At 75.5% G+C, this 16,036-nt stretch carries 17 protein-coding genes and 1 pseudogene; 8 read left to right on the top strand and 10 right to left on the bottom strand.

Translation table 11 applies throughout. The annotated features are described in order from the left end of the window. Positions 1–10: 10 nt before the first annotated feature. Positions 11–280, bottom strand: a complete 270-nt coding sequence (locus HNR12_RS21795; protein WP_179769318.1) for a hypothetical protein — start codon at positions 278–280, stop codon at positions 11–13. Positions 281–461: 181 nt separating this feature from the next. Here HNR12_RS21795 and HNR12_RS21790 point away from each other — a divergent pair, with 181 nt between their 5' ends. Continuing rightward, complete coding sequence (locus HNR12_RS21790; protein WP_179769317.1) at positions 462–1,076, top strand: winged helix-turn-helix domain-containing protein; 615 nt, start codon at positions 462–464, stop codon at positions 1,074–1,076. Beyond that, positions 1,073–2,296, top strand: coding sequence for an MFS transporter (locus HNR12_RS21785; RefSeq protein WP_308118372.1), 1,224 nt, complete (start codon positions 1,073–1,075; stop codon positions 2,294–2,296). Before HNR12_RS21790 ends, HNR12_RS21785 begins: the two co-directional genes overlap by 4 nt. A 6-nt stretch (positions 2,297–2,302) precedes the next feature. Here the strand turns inward: HNR12_RS21785 and HNR12_RS21780 are convergent, their stop codons facing one another. From HNR12_RS21780 to HNR12_RS21745, 8 genes are all read right to left on the bottom strand, one after another. After that, complete coding sequence (locus HNR12_RS21780) at positions 2,303–3,136, bottom strand: phosphatidate cytidylyltransferase (protein WP_308118377.1); 834 nt, start codon at positions 3,134–3,136, stop codon at positions 2,303–2,305. 215 nt (positions 3,137–3,351) lie between these two features. Beyond that, on the bottom strand, positions 3,352–3,498 hold the full coding sequence (locus HNR12_RS21775) for a hypothetical protein (protein WP_179769316.1): 147 nt from the start codon (positions 3,496–3,498) through the stop codon (positions 3,352–3,354). A 5-nt stretch (positions 3,499–3,503) separates the two neighbouring features. Then, the gene (gene frr, locus HNR12_RS21770; protein ID WP_179769315.1) at positions 3,504–4,061 is read right to left on the bottom strand and encodes a ribosome recycling factor; all 558 of its coding nucleotides are present in this window, start codon (positions 4,059–4,061) and stop codon (positions 3,504–3,506) included. A gap of 47 nt (positions 4,062–4,108) precedes the next feature. Then, positions 4,109–4,834, bottom strand: a complete 726-nt coding sequence (gene pyrH / locus HNR12_RS21765; protein WP_218903109.1) for a UMP kinase — start codon at positions 4,832–4,834, stop codon at positions 4,109–4,111. Between the two features lie 180 nt (positions 4,835–5,014). After that, positions 5,015–5,851 (bottom strand): translation elongation factor Ts, encoded by an 837-nt coding sequence (tsf, locus tag HNR12_RS21760; protein ID WP_179769313.1) that lies wholly within the window; start codon positions 5,849–5,851, stop codon positions 5,015–5,017. A 120-nt stretch (positions 5,852–5,971) separates the two neighbouring features. Continuing rightward, entirely contained in the window at positions 5,972–6,856 is an 885-nt protein-coding gene (rpsB, locus tag HNR12_RS21755; protein ID WP_179769312.1) for a 30S ribosomal protein S2, read from the bottom strand. 266 nt (positions 6,857–7,122) lie between these two features. Then, positions 7,123–8,097, bottom strand: coding sequence for an LLM class flavin-dependent oxidoreductase (locus tag HNR12_RS21750; RefSeq protein WP_179769311.1), 975 nt, complete (start codon positions 8,095–8,097; stop codon positions 7,123–7,125). After that, a complete protein-coding gene (locus tag HNR12_RS21745; RefSeq protein ID WP_179769310.1) occupies positions 8,094–8,663 on the bottom strand; it encodes a GNAT family N-acetyltransferase in 570 nt (189 codons plus the stop codon). Before HNR12_RS21745 ends, HNR12_RS21750 begins: the two co-directional genes overlap by 4 nt. 228 nt (positions 8,664–8,891) lie before the next feature. Here HNR12_RS21745 and HNR12_RS21740 point away from each other — a divergent pair, with 228 nt between their 5' ends. From HNR12_RS21740 to HNR12_RS21720, 5 genes are all read left to right on the top strand, one after another. Then, complete coding sequence (locus HNR12_RS21740) at positions 8,892–9,284, top strand: YraN family protein (RefSeq protein ID WP_179769309.1); 393 nt, start codon at positions 8,892–8,894, stop codon at positions 9,282–9,284. Next, on the top strand, positions 9,284–10,819 hold the full coding sequence (locus tag HNR12_RS21735) for a YifB family Mg chelatase-like AAA ATPase (RefSeq protein WP_179769308.1): 1,536 nt from the start codon (positions 9,284–9,286) through the stop codon (positions 10,817–10,819). The genes HNR12_RS21740 and HNR12_RS21735 overlap by 1 nt, the downstream gene beginning before the upstream one ends. A gap of 737 nt (positions 10,820–11,556) precedes the next feature. Further along, complete coding sequence (dprA, locus tag HNR12_RS21730) at positions 11,557–12,858, top strand: DNA-processing protein DprA (protein WP_308118373.1); 1,302 nt, start codon at positions 11,557–11,559, stop codon at positions 12,856–12,858. 255 nt (positions 12,859–13,113) lie between these two features. Next, positions 13,114–13,488, top strand: coding sequence for a RidA family protein (locus HNR12_RS21725; RefSeq protein WP_179769307.1), 375 nt, complete (start codon positions 13,114–13,116; stop codon positions 13,486–13,488). Next, entirely contained in the window at positions 13,485–14,396 is a 912-nt protein-coding gene (locus tag HNR12_RS21720; protein WP_179769306.1) for a tyrosine recombinase XerC, read from the top strand. Before HNR12_RS21725 ends, HNR12_RS21720 begins: the two co-directional genes overlap by 4 nt. Before the next feature lie 145 nt (positions 14,397–14,541). On the opposite strand, the pseudogene HNR12_RS21715 reads toward HNR12_RS21720, so the two are convergent. Continuing rightward, positions 14,542–14,964 (bottom strand): annotated as a pseudogene (locus HNR12_RS21715) (peptidoglycan DD-metalloendopeptidase family protein); the annotation flags it as partial. A gap of 286 nt (positions 14,965–15,250) precedes the next feature. Between HNR12_RS21715 and HNR12_RS21710 the strand changes: the two are divergent. Continuing rightward, positions 15,251–16,027, top strand: coding sequence for an SDR family NAD(P)-dependent oxidoreductase (locus HNR12_RS21710; protein ID WP_179769305.1), 777 nt, complete (start codon positions 15,251–15,253; stop codon positions 16,025–16,027). Positions 16,028–16,036 lie beyond the last annotated feature (9 nt).

Below are 16,036 nucleotides of genomic sequence, written 5' to 3'. Positions count from 1 at the left end.
GTCATCGCGGTCATCGCCGCCACCGCCGGGACACCGCTTCGTCGATGACGTCGGAGGCGGCGTTGTAGGTGTGGGTGAGGTTGAACTCGGCGGCGCCGGCGCCCAGGGCGAAGGGCGTGATGTCGCTGTCGGTCAGGGCGACCTCGTAGCCGTGGGCCGTGGTGATGTGGTGGAGGCGGCCGTCGGGGGTGTCCTCGATGCTGTGGTACTCGATGATCTTCAGCCCGGCCAGGTCCATGAGGATGCGGCCGAGGGTGTCGCGCGGGGGCCAGGACTCCATGCGTGTCTCCTTGGACTGCGTGGGCGGTCGTGCCCGACCATCTGGCTTCCAGCCTGCCAGGCGGGCCCGGCCGGGGTCCGCCGCTCGCGGCAATCTGTGGACAACCGGCCCGCGCCCTCGGCACGACGACCCCCAAAGAACTGTTTGACGGTGGGGGCGGCGCGGCCGTAGGTTGTCGGCCGTGCCCAACAACTCCCCCGATCCCTCCCTCGTCGGCCTGCGGCTGTTCGCCCACCCGCTGCGGCTGCGCCTGCTGTCGCTGCTCACCGGCGGCGCCATGAGCGCCGCCGAGGCCGCCCGCGAACTCGGCGAGACCCAGGCCAACGTCAGCTACCACATGCGCCGCCTGCACCAGGGCGGCCTGCTCGAACTCGCCGAGGAGGTCAGCGTCTCGGGCGGCCGCGCCCGGCGCTACCGCCACAACCCCGACAGCGGGCCGGCCGCCACCGCCGCCGCTCCCCCGGCCACCCGCGACGAGCACCGGCTGCTGGTCGAGGCGCTCGCCGCCGAACTGCACCGGCGCACCGACCGGCGCCGCACCGAGGTCCCCGGCCACTTCACCGACGCCGAGGTGTGGATCCCCGCCGAGGAGTGGGCCGCCCTGCGCGCCGCCTTCGACGCCCTGGGCGCCCGCGTCCACGGCTGCGCCCTCCCGCCCCGCTCCCCCGGCGCGGTCCACCTCAGCGCGTCCCTGCTGCTCTTCCAGATGGCCGGCAGCGACGGTGCGGCCGACGGCACCGCCGACCGCGCCGGGGACAGCGCGACCGGCCCTTCGGGCGGAGAGGACGCGCCGTGACCACCGAACCCGTCCGCGTGCGCCGCGTGCTGGCCCACCGCGACTTCCGCGGACTGGCCGCCGGCCGGGCCCTGATGTACTTCGGCAACGGGCTGGCCACCGTCGGCCTGACCTTCGCCGTCCTCGACCTCTCCGGCTCGCTGGTGGACCTCGGCGTCGTGCTGGGCGCCCGGTCGGTGGCCCTGGTGGTGTTCGCGCTGGCCGGCGGCGTGCTGGCCGACCGGCTGCCGCGCCAGGCCGTGCTCCAGGGCGCGTGCGCGCTGGCGGCGCTGTCGCAGGCCGCGATCGCCGCCGGGGTGCTCTCCGGCGCCGCCTCGGTGCCGCTGCTGGCCGGGCTCAGCCTGGTCAACGGCGCCGTGTCGGCCGTGGGCCTGCCCGCCGCCGTGTCGCTGATCCCCCGGACCGTGCCGGCCGCCCTGCTGCGCCCGGCCAACGCGGTGGCCCGCATGGGCATGATGCTCGGCATGGCCGTGGGCATGTCGGTCGGCGGCGGCGCGGTGGGGCTGGCCGGCCCCGCCTGGACCCTGGCCGGGGGCGCCGCCGTCTTCGCCGCCGCCGGGCTGGCGTTCGCCACCGTGCGGGTGGTGGTGCCGCCGCGCACCGCGCGCACCCATCCCCTGCGCGACCTCGCCGAAGGCTGGGGCGAGTTCGCGTCGCGGCCCTGGGTGTGGTCGGTGGTGCTCCAGTTCATGGTGGTGAACGCGGTGATCGCCGGCGGGGTCAAGGTGCTGGGCGCCGGTGTCGCCGACGAGACGATCGGCCGCGGCCTGTGGGGTGTGGTACTGGGCGCCGAGACCGCCGGCGCCCTGGTCGGCGGGGTGCTGGCGGCCCGCCGGCAGCCGCGCCGGGCGCTGCTGTTCGGTGTCGCGCTCACCGCCGTGGACGCGCTGCCGCTGCTGACGCTGGGCTACGCCCCCTCGGTGCCGTTCCTGCTGCCGGCCCTGTTCCTCACCGGTGTGGCGCTGGAGCAGTTCGGCGTGGCCTGGGAGGTGTCGCTGCAGCAGAACATCCCGCCCGACCGGCTGGCTCGGGTGTACTCCTACGACGCGCTGGGGTCGTTCGTGGCCCTGCCCATCGGCGAGACGCTGGCCGGGCCGCTGGCGGCCCTGCTGGGCACCCGCACCACCCTGACGGGCGGCGCCGCGCTCATCCTGCTGGCCACGCTGGCCGTGCTGGCCTCGCGCGGGGTGCGCACCCTGGAGGTGCGCCCCGACGGGTGAGCGCGCTCAGGCCACCAGCAGCGACAGCACCACCCAGGCGACCGGGCCGGCGATCAGCAGGGAGTCGACCCGGTCGAGCAGGCCGCCGTGGCCGGGCATGAAGCGGCCCATGTCCTTGAGGCCGAGGTCGCGCTTGAACATGGACTCGATCAGGTCGCCCACGGTGGCGGCCAGCACCACGGCCAGGCCCAGCACCGCGCCGGCCCACACCGGGCCGTCGAGCATGAGGACCACGGTCAGCGCCCCGACGAGCATGCAGGCCAGGACCGAGCCGCCGAACCCCTCCCAGGTCTTGTTGGGGCTGATGACCGGCGCCATCTTGTGCCGGCCGACGAGGATCCCCGCGAAGTAGCCGCCGATGTCGCTGGAGATGGTGACCAGGATGAAGGCGATCAGCCGCTCGGGGCCGTCGTCGGGCGTGGCGATCAGCAGCTGCCAGGTCCCCAGCAGGAACGGCAGGTAGACCAGGGTGAACAGGGTGGCGCCGGCGTCGCGGACGTAGCCCTCCGACCCCGAGCGCAGCCGCCAGGACAGCGCGGCGATCGCGGTGAGCGCGGTGGCGCCCACCAGCCACTGCGCGCCGCCGAAGTAGGCGCACACCTGCATGGCCACGCCGCCCACCGCCAGCGGCGGCACCGCCAGCCGGCCGCCGACGGCGGCCAGGCCGCGGTTGATCTCGCGCAGCCCGATCAGCACGGCCGCCGAGGTGATGGCGACGAAGCCCGCGGAGTAGGGGTAGATCGACAGCAGCACGAGGGCGCCGAGCGCGACGCCGCTGGCGATGGCCACCGGCAGGTTGCGCCCGGTGCGCACCGGCTGGCCGTCGGGCTTGTGCAGCACGAAGCGCCGGCCCTCCGGACGCGCGGGACCGGCGCCCGGCGCGGCGGACCCGGGCCGGTCCGCGCCGGGCTCGGCCGGCTCACCCGACGGTGGGGGCTGCGGGGCGCCCGCGCCGGCCGTGGCGTCGGGCTCCTTGGGGCCGCGGCCGCCGCCGGGCACGGGAGGCACGGCGCCCTGCCCCGGGCCGTGGGCGGCGTCCTCGGGCGCGGAGCCGTTCACCGAGGGGGCACCTGGCGGGCGGACCCGGTCGCCCCGGCGGCGCCGGCCGGGTCGGCGGCCGCGCCGGAGTCGGCCGCGGGCGGCACGGGACCGGTCCCGCCGCGGTCGTCGTCCTGCTCGGATCCGGGCTCAATGAACGTCACTGGCGCTAGACCTCAAGCAGTTCGGATTCCTTGTGCTTCAGCAGTTCGTCGATCTCGGCGACGTACTTCTGGGTGAGCTCGTCAAGCTCGTCCTGGGCGCGGTGGCCCTCGTCCTCGCCGATGTCGCCGCCCTTGATCGCCTTGTCGAAGGCGTCCTTGGCGTGCCGGCGGACGTTGCGCACGGACACGCGGGCCTCCTCGGCCTTGCCGCGCGCCACCTTGATGTACTCCTTGCGGCGCTCCTCGGACAGGTCGGGGAACACCACGCGGATGATGTTGCCGTCGTTGGCCGGGTTCACGCCGAGGTCGCTCTCGCGGATGGCCTTCTCGATGGCCGACAGGGAGTTCTTGTCGAACGGGGAGACGACCACCATGCGGGGTTCGGGCACGGAGAACGAGGCGAGCTGGTTGATCGGGGTGGGTGCGCCGTAGTACTCGGCCGTGATCTTGTTGAAGGTGGCGGGACCGGGACGCCCCGTGCGGATCGCGGCGAAGTCCTCCTTGGCGACCACCACGGCCTTCTCCATCTTCTCCTCGGCTTCGAGGAGGGTCTCTTCGATCATTGGGGCTCCCGTGTGTCGCGTCGGTCTGTCGGAGGTCTGCGCGTGCCTCAGCCGTCGGCCCGGCCGACGATGGTGCCGATCTTCTCGCCGCGCACCGCGCGGACGATGTTGCCCTTGCCCATCAGGTCGAACACCACGATCGGCAGGCCGTTGTCCATGCACAGGCTCACCGCGGTGGCGTCCATGACCTTCAGGCCGCGGGTGAGCACCTCGTTGTAGTCGAGCCGGTCGAACTTGACCGCCCCGGAGTTGCGGTGCGGGTCGGAGTCGTAGACGCCGTCGACCTGGGTGCCCTTGAGGACCGCCTGGGCCTCGATCTCCAGGGCGCGCTGGGCGGCGGCGGTGTCGGTCGAGAAGAACGGCGCGCCCAGCCCGGCGCCGAAGATGACCACGCGGCCCTTCTCCAGGTGCCGGATGGCGCGGCGCGGGATGTAGGCCTCGGCGACCTGGCTCATGTGGATGGCGGTCTGCACGCGGGTCTCGACGCCCTGGCGCTCCAGGAAGTCCTGGAGGGCCAGGCAGTTGATGACGGTGCCGAGCATGCCCATGTAGTCGGCGCGGCCGCGCTCCATGCCGCGCTCGGACATGTCGGCGCCGCGGAACATGTTGCCCCCGCCGACGACCACGGCGACCTGGATGCCCTCCGACACCACCGCCGCGATGGACTCGGCAAGGTACTCCACGACCGCGGCGTCGATGCCGAGTTCGTCGCCGCCGGCGAACGCCTCGCCCGACAGCTTCAGTACGACGCGCCGCCAGCCAGAGTCGTGCATGGCTGGGGCGGCCTGCGCACTGGCATGGCCTTCGGTCTCCGACACGGCGCTCGGCCTCCTTCTGGTTCCCCCGAGTGGTAACACGGCGCGGGGCGGCCGATGCTGCACCGGGCGGGCCCCGCCTGATCCACCGAAGGTGCCGGGGTGAGTTCACCCCGACACCTCCATCATGTCAAACGGCTAAGACTGCCCGACCTTGAAGCGGACGAAGCGGCGGACGGTGACCCCGGCCTCGTCGACGACCTTCTGGATGGTCTTCTTGTTGTCCTTCACGAACGGCTGCCCGAGCAGGGTGGTGTCCTTGAAGAACCCGTTGACGCGGCCCTCGATGATCTTGGGCAGGGCCTGCTCCGGCTTGCCCTCCTCGCGGGCGGTGGCCTCGGCGATGCGGCGCTCGTTGGCGACGATGTCCTCGGGGACGTCGTCCTTGCTGACGTAGGTCGGCGCGAGCGCGGCGATCTGCTGGGCGAGGTCCTTGCCGACCTCGGCGTTGGGCTTGTCCAGCTCGACCAGCACGCCCATGGTCGGGGGCAGGTCGGGGTCGGACTTGTGCAGGTAGCTGGCGACGTAGCCGCCCTCGACCTTGGCGAAGCGGCGCAGCTCCAGCTTCTCGCCGATGACGGCGCTGCGCTCCTCGATGACGGCCTGCACGGTCTTGCCGTCGGTGAACTCGGTGGCGAGCAGGGCCGCGACGTCGGCGGCGTCGGTGCGCGCGACGAGGTCGGCGATGTCGGCGGCCAGGCTCTGGAACTGCTCGTTCTTGGCGACGAAGTCGGTCTCGCAGCTCAGCTCGATGAGCACGGCCGAGGTGTCGGAGTCCTGCTTGAGGGCGACGAGGCCGTTGCTGGTGGTGCGCTCGGCGCGCTTGCCGACGTCCTTGGCGCCCTTCACCCGCAGGAACTCGACGGCCTTGTCGAAGTCGCCGTCGCTCTCCTCCAGGGCTTTCTTGCAGGCCATCATGCCGGCGCCGGTCAGGTCGCGCAGCTTCTTGACGTCAGCGGCGGTGTAGTTCGCCATAGCTGTTCTCTAATCCCCTTGTGTGGGTCGGCGGGTCTCACGGGGTCGCGGGCCGCGGGCGCGGCCCGCAGCGGCTCCCCGCGCGTGGGCGCGGGGAGCCGGCGGTCGGCCTGGGGGGCCTCAGGACTCCTTGCCGCCCTCGGTGTCGGCGGCGGCCGGCTCGGCCGGAGCCTCGGCGGCCGCGGGGGCCTCAGCGGTCTCGGCGGCGGGCGCCGGAGCGGCCTCGGTGGAGGTGTTCTCCAGCAGCTCCCGCTCCCACTCGGCCAGCGGCTCGTCGCCGGACTTCTCGGTGTCGGCGGAGGCCGAGGCACCGGAGCGGGCGAGGAGGCCGTCGGCGACGGCGTCGGCGATCACGCGGGTCAGCAGGCTGACGCTGCGGATGGCGTCGTCGTTGCCCGGGATCGGGTAGTCGACCTCGTCGGGGTCGCAGTTGGTGTCGAGGATGGCCACGACCGGGATGTTGAGCTTGCGGGCCTCGCTGATCGCGATGTGCTCCTTCTTGGTGTCCACGATCCACACCGCGCTGGGCACGCGGGACATGTCGCGGATACCGCCGAGGGTGCGCTCCAGCTTCTCCTTCTCGCGGCGCAGCCCGAGCAGCTCCTTCTTGGTGAGGCCGGAGGCGGCGACGTCGTCGAAGTCGATCTCCTCCAGCTCCTTGAGGCGCTGCAGCCGCTTGTGCACGGTGGAGAAGTTGGTCAGCATGCCGCCCAGCCAGCGCTGGTTGACGAAGGGCATCCCCACGCGGCGCGCCTGCTCGTCGATGGCCGCCTGCGCCTGCTTCTTGGTGCCGACGAAGAGGATGGTGCCGCCGTGGGCCACCGTCTCCTTGACGAACTCGTAGGCGCGGTCGATGTAGGCCAGCGACTTCTGCAGGTCGATGATGTAGGTGCCGTTGCGCTCGGTGAGGATGAAGCGCTTCATCTTCGGGTTCCAGCGGCGCGTCTGGTGGCCGAAGTGCACACCGCTTTCGAGCAGCTGCCGGATGGTCACGACAGTGGCCATGACTCGGTCCTCCTAGTGCGGCGGGAAGGCCCCGCCTCGGTTGTTTCCTGACGCCCCGGCCGCTCCGCCGCACCGCCTGTGACGGCGCGGACCGTAAGAGCGACCCCTCCCGGGCGAGGAGGCACGTGGGCGTGCGTAGTGGTCGGCTCGCAGTGAGCCTCTAGGAATTCTAGCCGCCCTCCCGGTGTCGCGGCGCCTAGCCAGCGGCGGGCGGTGGTGTCAAGGACCCCGCGCGCCCGCATGGGCGCGGCCGGGGGCTTTGCGCGTCAACCGGTGAGGAGCGCGGGCAGCGCGGCGGCGCGCGCCAACTGCTCCTCGGGCTCGCCCACGGGGCACAGCACGACGGTGTCGGCTCCGGCCGCGTGGGTCTCGCGCACGCGCTCCAGGCAGCGCTCCGGCGGGCCGCAGGCCGACAGCCGGTCGATCCAGTCGGCGGGCAGCGCGGCGGCGCGCTCGGCCTCGGGCAGGGCGGTGATCTCCTCGCTCCGGGGGCCGAGGTCGACGTCGGCCAGGTGGGCGGCCCACGCGGGGTCGGCGACGGGGCCCGCCAGGGCGGGGCGCATGGCGTCGCGGGCGCGGTCGAGGTCGTCGTCGGCGTGGAAGAGGGTGTAGGCGGTGATGGTGTGCGGCCGGTCCAGCCCGACGCGGCCGCGGGCGATGGAGGCGCGGGCCGAGGCGAGGTAGGCGGGCGTGACGGGCTCGGCCAGCACGGTGCCGTCGGCGTGGCGGCCGGAGACCTCCAGCGAGCGCGGGCCGCGCACCCCGGCGACCACGGGCGGCGGCACCTCGGGCGGGAACTCCAGGCGCACGCCGTCGAGGCGGACGTAGCGGCCGTCGGCGGTCACGGTCTCGCCCGCCAGGAGGCGGCGGACGGCGTCGAGGTGCTCGGCGAGCGCGGTCAGCGGCGAGGCGGGTGCGGCGCCGATCTGGCGCATCCACTCGCGCATGCCGTGGCCCAGCCCGGCGGTGAACCGGCCGGGGTGCGCCTCGGCGAGGGCGGCGACCTCCATCGCGGTGAAGGCGGCGTTGCGCGCGACGGCGGGCAGGATGCCGATGCCCACGCCGATGCGCTCGGTGGCGGCCAGGGCGGTGGCCGAGGCGGCGATTCCCCCCGCGAAGAAGCAGTCCTCGACCAGCCACACCTGGTCGAACCCGGCGCGCTCGGCGCCGCGGGCCAGCGCGGCGATGCGGGAGGCGGGCAGCCGGCAGGGGATCTGGAAGCCCAGGCGGGGACGGTTCACAGCGCCTCCTCGGTGTCGGCGGGTCGGGGCCCGGAGTCGGAAAGGGGGCCGGGCGGCGCGCCGGGCCCGGCGGGGGCCAGGCGTTTGGCGAACCAGTGCTCGCTGTAGGGGCCGCTGCTGAAGGCGGGCACCTCGGCGTAGCCGCTCCGCGCGTACAGGCGGCGCGCCTCCACGAGGTCGTGGCGGGTGTCGAGCCGGATCTGGGCCATCCCGGCGTCGCGCGCGGCGCGCTCGGCGGCGGCCAGCAGCGCGCCCCCGCCCCCGCTCCCCCGCGCCTCGGCCCGGACGAAGAGCCGCGTCAACTCGGCGACGCCCCCGCCGGCCCAGCGCAGCCCCACGCACCCGCCGACGCGCCCGCCCACCCGCCCGAGCAGGAACACCCCGGTCGGCGGCGCGAGGTCACCACTGGGTTCGTCGCGCAGGGCGGCGTCGACCTCGTCGGGGGTCGCCGGACGCCCGTGGTAGCGGGACACGATGTCGACGTAGTAGTCGCGGAGAACCGCGGCGGATTCGGGACCGGCAACGTCGGCGACCCCGACGTCCCACCCCGTGGCGTTGCTGGACACAGCCAGCGATTCTGCCCCACCCCCGCCGCGGGCACCACCCTCCCCACCGCCCGGAAAGACGACGGGCCGAGCGGCGGGCCGGTCCTTCGGGCCTGCCGCGGGAAGCGCCCGGTGGGACCTTGGCGCGGGCGCCGGGAGCGCTGGGCGGCGGGTTTTTCCACAGGGGGCGGATTCGGGTCGCGGCCGGATGGGGCGCGCGAGCACGGTTGGGGGTGGAGGTGATCCACCATGGTCGCTGGGAACGGTCCGCCCGTGCGCGGGCCGGGGGCGCGCCGGGCGGTGCTCGGGGCGCGCGGCGAGGAGGTCGCGTCCGCCTACCTGCGGCGGGCGGGCATGCGCATCCTGGCCCGCAACTGGCGCTGTCCCGAGGGCGAGCTCGACATCGTCGCGGGCGACGGCGGCACGCTGGTCGTCGCCGAGGTCAAGACCCGCACGGGCCTGCGGTTCGGGTCGCCGCTGGAGGCCGTCACCGAGCCCAAGCGGCGGCGCCTGCGGCGGCTGGCGCGGCGCTGGCAGGCCGAGCACCGCGCCTGGGGCGCCCCCACCCGCATCGACGTCGTGTCGGTCCTGGTGCTGCCCGGCGGCCGGGTCTTCGTCCGCCACCACCGGGGGGTGGCCTGATGGCGCTGGCACGCACCCGCTCCATGGCCCTGCTGGGTGTCGAGGGCCATGTCATCGAGGTCGAGGCCCACCTGGGCGAGGGCCCGGCCGGGCTGACCCTCGTGGGCCTGCCCGACACCGCCCTGCGCGAGGCGCGCGACCGCATCCGCGCCGCCGTCGTGAACTCCGGCGAGTGCTGGCCCGAGGGCCACATCACCGTCAGCCTGTCCCCCGCGAGCCTGCCCAAGCGCGGCAGCGGCTTCGACCTCGCCATCGCCGCCGCCGTGCTCGCGGCCGCCGGGGCGGTGCCGCCCAGCGCGCTGCACCCCGCCGTGGTCCTGGCCGAACTCGGTCTGGACGGCCGCACCCGCGCCGTCCAGGGCGTGCTGCCCGCCGTGCTCGCGGGCGTACGCTCCGGCCACACCACCTTCGTGGTCGCGCGCGGCAACGCCAAGGAGGCCGCGCTCGTCCCGGGCATCACGGTCGTGGCCGTGGCCTCGCTGGGCGAACTGCTGGCGCACCTGCGCGGCGAACCGATCGACCAGGACCTGTTCGGCGACCCCGCCGACACCGAGCGGCACGAACCCCCGGCGGACAACCGCCGCAGGCCCGACCTCGCCGACGTCCTCGGCCAGCCGGTGGCCCGGCGCGCGCTGGAGATCGCGGCGGCCGGGTCGCACCACCTGATGATGGTGGGCCCTCCCGGCACCGGAAAGAGCCTGCTGGCCGAACGCCTGCCCACGATCCTCCCGCGCCTGACCCCCGAGGACTCCATCGAGGTCACCGCCGTGCACTCGGTGGCGGGCACCCTGCCCAAGGGCTCCCCGCTGATCGTGGACCCGCCGTTCTGCGCACCGCACCACACCGCCACCCGGGCCGCGATCGTCGGCGGGGGCAGCACCCGGCTGCGGCCGGGGTGCGTGTCGCTGGCGCACCGGGGTGCGCTGTTCCTCGACGAGGCCCCGGAGTTCGCGCGCGGGGTCCTGGACTCCCTGCGCCAGCCGCTGGAGACCGGCGAGGTCGTGATCGCGCGCTCCGCGGCGTCGGTGTGCTTCCCCGCCCGCTTCCTGCTGGTCCTGGCGGCCAACCCGTGCCCCTGCGGCAGGCCCGGCCCGGCCTGCACCTGCTCGTCGTCCCAGCGGCGCCGCTACCTCGCCCGGCTGTCGGGCCCGCTGGTCGACCGGGTCGACCTCAAGGTCGAACTCCAGCCGGTGGCCCACGCCGAACTCCTCGCCGACCGCCCCTACGCCGAGTCCTCGGCCACGGTCGCCGCCCGCGTCACCCAGGCCCGCCAACGCGCCGCCCGCCGCCTGGCGGGCACCCCGTGGTCCACCAACGCCGAGATCCCCGGCGCCGAACTCCGGCGCCACTTCCCCGTGGCGCCGCCCGCGCTGGGCATCCTCGCCGCGGCCCTGGAACGGGGCGACATCAGCGCCCGGGGGGTCGACCGCACGCTGCGTGTGGCCTGGACCCTGGCCGACCTCGCCGGCCGCCCCCAACCCGCCGTCGAGGACACCGCCTTCGCCTACGCCCTCTGGTCAGGACGCGCCCAATGACCCACGAACTCCCCACCCCTGGCACGCCCCCGCCCGCGCGACCCCGGCCCACCCCCGGCGCGCCGGGCATGTCCACCGCGCCGACCGGCCGCACACCGGCGGACGGCACGTCCACCCTCTCCGCGCAGCCGCGCGGCACCCCCACGGGTCCCGGGCCGAAGCCCGCTTCGGACACCGCCCGTCCCCGTCGCGCACCCGCGGCCCCGCGCCCCGGCCCCGCGCCCAACCTCGCGTGCGCCGAGGGCGGGACCCACTGCGGCCGCCACCACCCGGTTGCCCCGCCCGCCCGGCCCGCCGACTCCTGCGGAGGCGCCACCCCCGAACCCCCCGCCACGGTCAACCGCACTTGCGGGGAGCACGGTCCCCAAGCGGGGTCCGGCGCGATGCCCGCCACCACCCGGTGCGGGCGACCACGCGGATCCGCCGTCGCCTCCCCGATCGCGTCCGCACCCGCGGAGCGCGCGCAGGGCGGGGACCGCGGGGGTGGCGCACGTGAACACGAACGCGCGTCCGGGTCCGACTTCCACGCCCCGGCGGACGCCGCCTCGAACGGCGGCGATCCTCCCGCGGCGGACACGCCCGCGGTCGGCGTGTCCGCAGGCGAGGACACCGAACCCCTCCCGACGGGCCGCCCCGACCGATCCGCCGGAGAACCGCGCCCGCCCGGCCCGGAGGCTGGCGCGCCCCCGGGCAAGGGCGGCTCCGCCGGCGCGCGGTCCCCCGCGCCGGCCGCCTCCGTGAGGCTCCGGGCCGACAGCGCCGACCCCACGCCCGGTCAGGGAAGCACGGCGTCCACGGACGGCGGCGGCGCCGACGGTGCGCTCGACGACGCCGACGACCAAGACGGTGCGGCCGGTGACCCGCCGAGCGCCTTCGACCGGTCCGACGACGCCCTCGCGCGGGCGTGCCTGACCGCCGTCGCCAATGCGGGCGATCCCGTCATGGGCGCGCTGCTGGACGAGCACGGGGCGGCGGCGGTGTGGGAGGCGCTGGCGGCGGGGCGGCCGCCGTCGGCGCCGCCGGGGGTGCGGACGGCGGCATACGAGCAGCGGGCCGCGCGCTGGGCCGAGCGGGCGGCCCGGGTCGATCCCGACTCCCTGCTCGCCGAATCCGCCGAACTCGGGTGCCGCCTGCTCGTGCCCGGCGATCCCGGATGGCCCACCCAACTCGACGACCTCCACCTGCACCGCCCCTACGCGCTGTGGGTGCGCGGCGCCCACGACCTCCGGCACGCGTGCCTGCGGTCGGTGGCGGTGGTGGGCGCCCGGGCCGCCTCCGCCTACGGCCGGCACGTGGCCGCCGACCTCGCCTGGGGCCTGGCGCAGCGGTCGTGGACCGTCGTCTCGGGCGGCGCCTACGGCATCGACTCCGCCGCGCATCGCGGGGGCCTGGCCGCGGGTGCGCCCTCCGTGGCGGTCCTGGCGTGCGGACTGGACCTGGTCTACCCGCGCGGCAACGAGAACCTGTTCGCCGACATCGCCGCGCGCGGCGCCCTGGTCAGCGAGCACCCGCGCGGCGCCGTGCCCAGCCGCCACGGCTTCCTCATCCGCAACCGCATCATCGCCGCGCTCACCCCCGGAGCGGTCGTGGTCGAGGCCGGGCTGCGCAGCGGCGCGCTCAACACCGCCCGGCACGCCCATGAACTCAATCGCACGGTCATGGCCGTGCCCGGCCCGGTCACCTCTGCCCTGTCAGCGGGCTGCCACAGGCTCATCCGCGACTCCGGCGCCACCTGCGTCACAAGCGCGGACGACGTCATGGAGCAGGTGGGCCGGATCGGTACCGACCTCGCCCCTGCCCCCGGAAGCGCGCTCGACCCCGACACCCTCGATCCCGAATCCCGCCGCGTGCTCGCCGAGGTCCCCCGGCGCGGCGGCACCGGCACCGCCGCCGTGGCCGCCGCCTGCGGCCTCGACCTCGACTCCGCCCTCAGCCGCCTCGGCCTGCTGGCCGCCGCTGGTTTCGTCGAACGCGGCCCCTCGGGCTGGCGCACCCGCGACGACCGCCCCGCACGCCGCCCAGCCCCCTCCGGCCGATGACCCACGAACCAGGTGCCCGCCACGGCGCACGCCCCGCGCCGCCCGCCGACGACCGGGCATCGCCACCTCGCGCCGCGGCTGGGCGGCGCTCCGTGCTGGCTCGGTCCGGGGCGAGGTGAGTACCGTGGCCACAGGGGCGGGCGGTCACCGCGTAGGCCCTGTGTTCGGGGTCCGACCGGGGCCTCCGCAATCCGGGCTCCGGCTACGGGTGCCGCTCCGCCCGGCCGGGACCAGTGCCGTCGATGGGGAGGCGCGATGCCGAAGAGGTACAGCGATTCGGTGGTAGCCGAAGGGCCGCTCATCTTCGTCTCCGGGCAGACCCCCGTGGGGCCGGATGGCGGTGTCGCCGGGGACGCCTTCGCGCAGACGCGGCAGGTGTTGAGCAACATCGACGCGGTCCTCGCCAGGCACGGGGCCGACTCCTCCGACCTGGTGAAACTCACCTACTACCTGCGCCACGTCGCCGACCTGGACGACGTGCGCAGCGCCCTGGACGAGTACCTGGTGCACGAGCCCCGCCCGGCGGCCACGCTTGTGGAGGTCGGCGGGTTCGTGGATCCGAGGTTCCTGCTGGAGGTCGACGCCGTGGCGCGGATGCCGCGCGGCACCCGGGCGGAGCCGGGCACGTGACCGGTGGGGTTCCGCCCGAGCACGAGCGGCTTCTCGACGAACTGCGCCGCCACCTGGCGGTGGACCGCTCGGAGAACACGGTTCGCGCCTATCTCGGCGACGTCCGGTCGCTGCTGTCCTACCTCGCCGAGGCCGGCCGCGCCGTGGCGGAACTCGACGTCGCCGCGCTGCGCGGCTGGCTCGCCCGGCTGCACGACCAGGGTGCCGGCCGCGCCACCATGGCACGGCGGGTGGCCGCCGCCCGGGTCTTCACCGACTTCCTGCACCGCGGCGGTGTGCTCGCCCAGAACCCCGGGCCGCGGATCTCCGCGCCGCGCGCCCACCGCACGCTGCCCAGGGTCCTGGCCGAGGACGAGGCCGCCGCCGCGCTCGCGTCCGAGGCGGCCGACCGCGAGGAGGACGCCGCGCCGACCGCCCTGCGCCGGCGCGCCGTGGTGGAGGTGCTGTACGGGACCGGGATCCGGGTGGCCGAACTGTGCGCTTTGGACCTGGACGACGTCGACCGGGAGCGCCGCACGCTGCGGGTCTTCGGCAAGGGGGGCAAGGAGCGGGTGGTGCCCGTGGGCGCCCCGGCGCTGGCCGCCGTGGAGCGCTGGCTGGCGGAGGGCCGCCCCCGGGTGGCCACGGCCGCCAGCGGCCCGGCGGTGTTCCTCGGCGTGCGCGGCGGCCGCCTGGGCACCCGCACCGCCCGCCGCGACGTCCACGACCACATGGCGGCGGCCGGCACCGACATCGCCCCGCACGGCCTGCGGCACAGCGCGGCCACCCACCTGCTCAACGGCGGCGCCGACCTGCGCAGCGTGCAGGAGATCCTGGGGCACGCGTCGCTGTCCAGCACCCAGATCTACACCCATGTCTCGATCGAGCGGCTGACCAGCACCTACAACCAGGCCCACCCGCGCGCCTGAGCCGTCGGCCGGACGATGCGCGGGCGGTCGGCGGCGGCGCGCCCAGCGGCAGCAGCCGGACCTGCGCCCGCCCCACCAGCGCGAGGGGGTCGAGGTAGTCGCCGCCGCGGCGCAGCCCCCAGTGCAGGCAGGCGCGGCCGCCGCAGTGCGGCGGCTCGGCCGCGACCACGGCGATCACCTGTCCCGCCTCGACGCGGCTCCCTTGCTCGACGCGGGGCTCCACCGGCAGGTAGCTGGTGCGCAGGTGCCCGTGGACGATGCTGACCGCACCGGTGCCCGCCACGGTTCCGGCGAACGCGACCCGCCCCGCTCCCGCCGCCCGCACCGGGTCGCCGGCCGAGGCCGCGAGGTCGACGCCGCGGTGACCGGGCGACCACCGCCGTTCCGGAGGGTCGAACGCCCGCACCACGCGGACCTCGCCGTCCAGCGGGACCCGCCACGGCCCCGAGTCGGCCGTCGCGGTACCCGGAAAGGGTCCGGCGCCGACGAGCACAGCGAGTGCGGCGACGGCGAGCGCGCCGAGCCCTCGCGCCACCCGCCGCAATGTGACCTGGAGTGTTGTCCCCATGCCCCCAGCGTCGCCCTGGCCGCCACCGCCCCGCCAGCCCAACCGCGCCCCTGTGGACAACCCCCGCGCGGAGACCCCGCCGCCCTCGGCTACCTGCCGCAGAGGCTCACCCGCACGCCATATCCCCGGCCGCCCGCACCGGGATCCGCTCCCGGTGACCTGCGGGAACACGGCCGTCGATCCCCCGATCAGGTTCCGCGTCGGCCTCCCTCCGCGCAGGCCGTCCCGACCCGGATCCGCCGCCGACTTGACCTTGCCGCCGGTGTCAAGGTCGCACGATGGCGCCATGGACATCGAAACCGCCGCTCAGCGGCCCACGGAGCAGGACCGAGTCGTCGCCGTCACCGGAGCCGGGACCGGGATCGGGCGGGCCGTCGCGCGGGCCTTCGCCGCCGAAGGCGCCCACGTGCTTGCCATCGGGCGCCGCCGGGAGCCCTTGGAGGAGACCGCCGCCGGCAGCGACCGCATCACGCCCCTTCCCGCCGACATCACCGCCGACGACGCCCCCGACGAGATCGCCCGGGCGGCCCGGGAGCGCCACGGACGCCTCGACGTGCTGGTCAACAACGCCGCGATCGTGCGCAGCGGCGCCCTGGGCTCCTTCACCCGCAAGGACCTGGCCCCGGTGATCGAGACCAACCTCATCGCGCCCTTCCTCCTCACCCAGGCGCTGCTGCCGCTGCTGGAGGCGGCGGGCGGGGTGGTCGTCAACGTCTCCACCGCCGTGGGCCAGCGCGGATGGCCCGGGAACTCCGCCTACGCGGCCAGCAAGGGCGCCCTGGACGTGCTCACCCGCAGCTGGGCGGTGGAACTCGCCCCGCGCGGCGTCCGCGTCGCCGCCGTCGCCCCCGGCGCGATCGGCGGCACGCCCATCGGGGAGCACCAGGGGCTCACCCCCGAGCAGCAGGCCGAGGTGCGCGAATGGCAGGTGTCCATCACCCCGGCGGGCCGGATCGGCCGCCCCGAGGAGGTGGCGTGGGCCGTCACCCGGCTCGCCGACCCGGCCGCGTCCTTCGTCACCGGCGCGGTACTGCCCGTGGACGGCGGCGCGATGGTGGGATAATCCGGGGTC

This window comes from Streptomonospora nanhaiensis (assembly GCF_013410565.1).
Lineage (GTDB): Bacteria > Actinomycetota > Actinomycetes > Streptosporangiales > Streptosporangiaceae > Streptomonospora > Streptomonospora nanhaiensis.
Note: the sequence above shows the minus strand (reverse complement) of the source record. Positions and strands in the feature narration are given on the sequence as shown.

Bases quoted from the DNA above. Each gene is read 5' to 3' on its own strand.
- HNR12_RS21795 (WP_179769318.1), bottom strand. From the start codon at position 280: ATGGAGTCCTGGCCCCCGCGCGACACCCTCGGCCGCATCCTCATGGAC.
- HNR12_RS21735 (WP_179769308.1), top strand. From the start codon at position 9,284: ATGGCGCTGGCACGCACCCGCTCCATGGCCCTGCTGGGTGTCGAGGGC.
- HNR12_RS21740 (WP_179769309.1), top strand. From the start codon at position 8,892: ATGGTCGCTGGGAACGGTCCGCCCGTGCGCGGGCCGGGGGCGCGCCGG.
- rpsB (WP_179769312.1), bottom strand. From the start codon at position 6,856: ATGGCCACTGTCGTGACCATCCGGCAGCTGCTCGAAAGCGGTGTGCAC.
- HNR12_RS21725 (WP_179769307.1), top strand. From the start codon at position 13,114: ATGCCGAAGAGGTACAGCGATTCGGTGGTAGCCGAAGGGCCGCTCATC.
- frr (WP_179769315.1), bottom strand. From the start codon at position 4,061: ATGATCGAAGAGACCCTCCTCGAAGCCGAGGAGAAGATGGAGAAGGCC.
- HNR12_RS21710 (WP_179769305.1), top strand. From the start codon at position 15,251: ATGGACATCGAAACCGCCGCTCAGCGGCCCACGGAGCAGGACCGAGTC.
- tsf (WP_179769313.1), bottom strand. From the start codon at position 5,851: ATGGCGAACTACACCGCCGCTGACGTCAAGAAGCTGCGCGACCTGACC.
- pyrH (WP_218903109.1), bottom strand. From the start codon at position 4,834: ATGCACGACTCTGGCTGGCGGCGCGTCGTACTGAAGCTGTCGGGCGAG.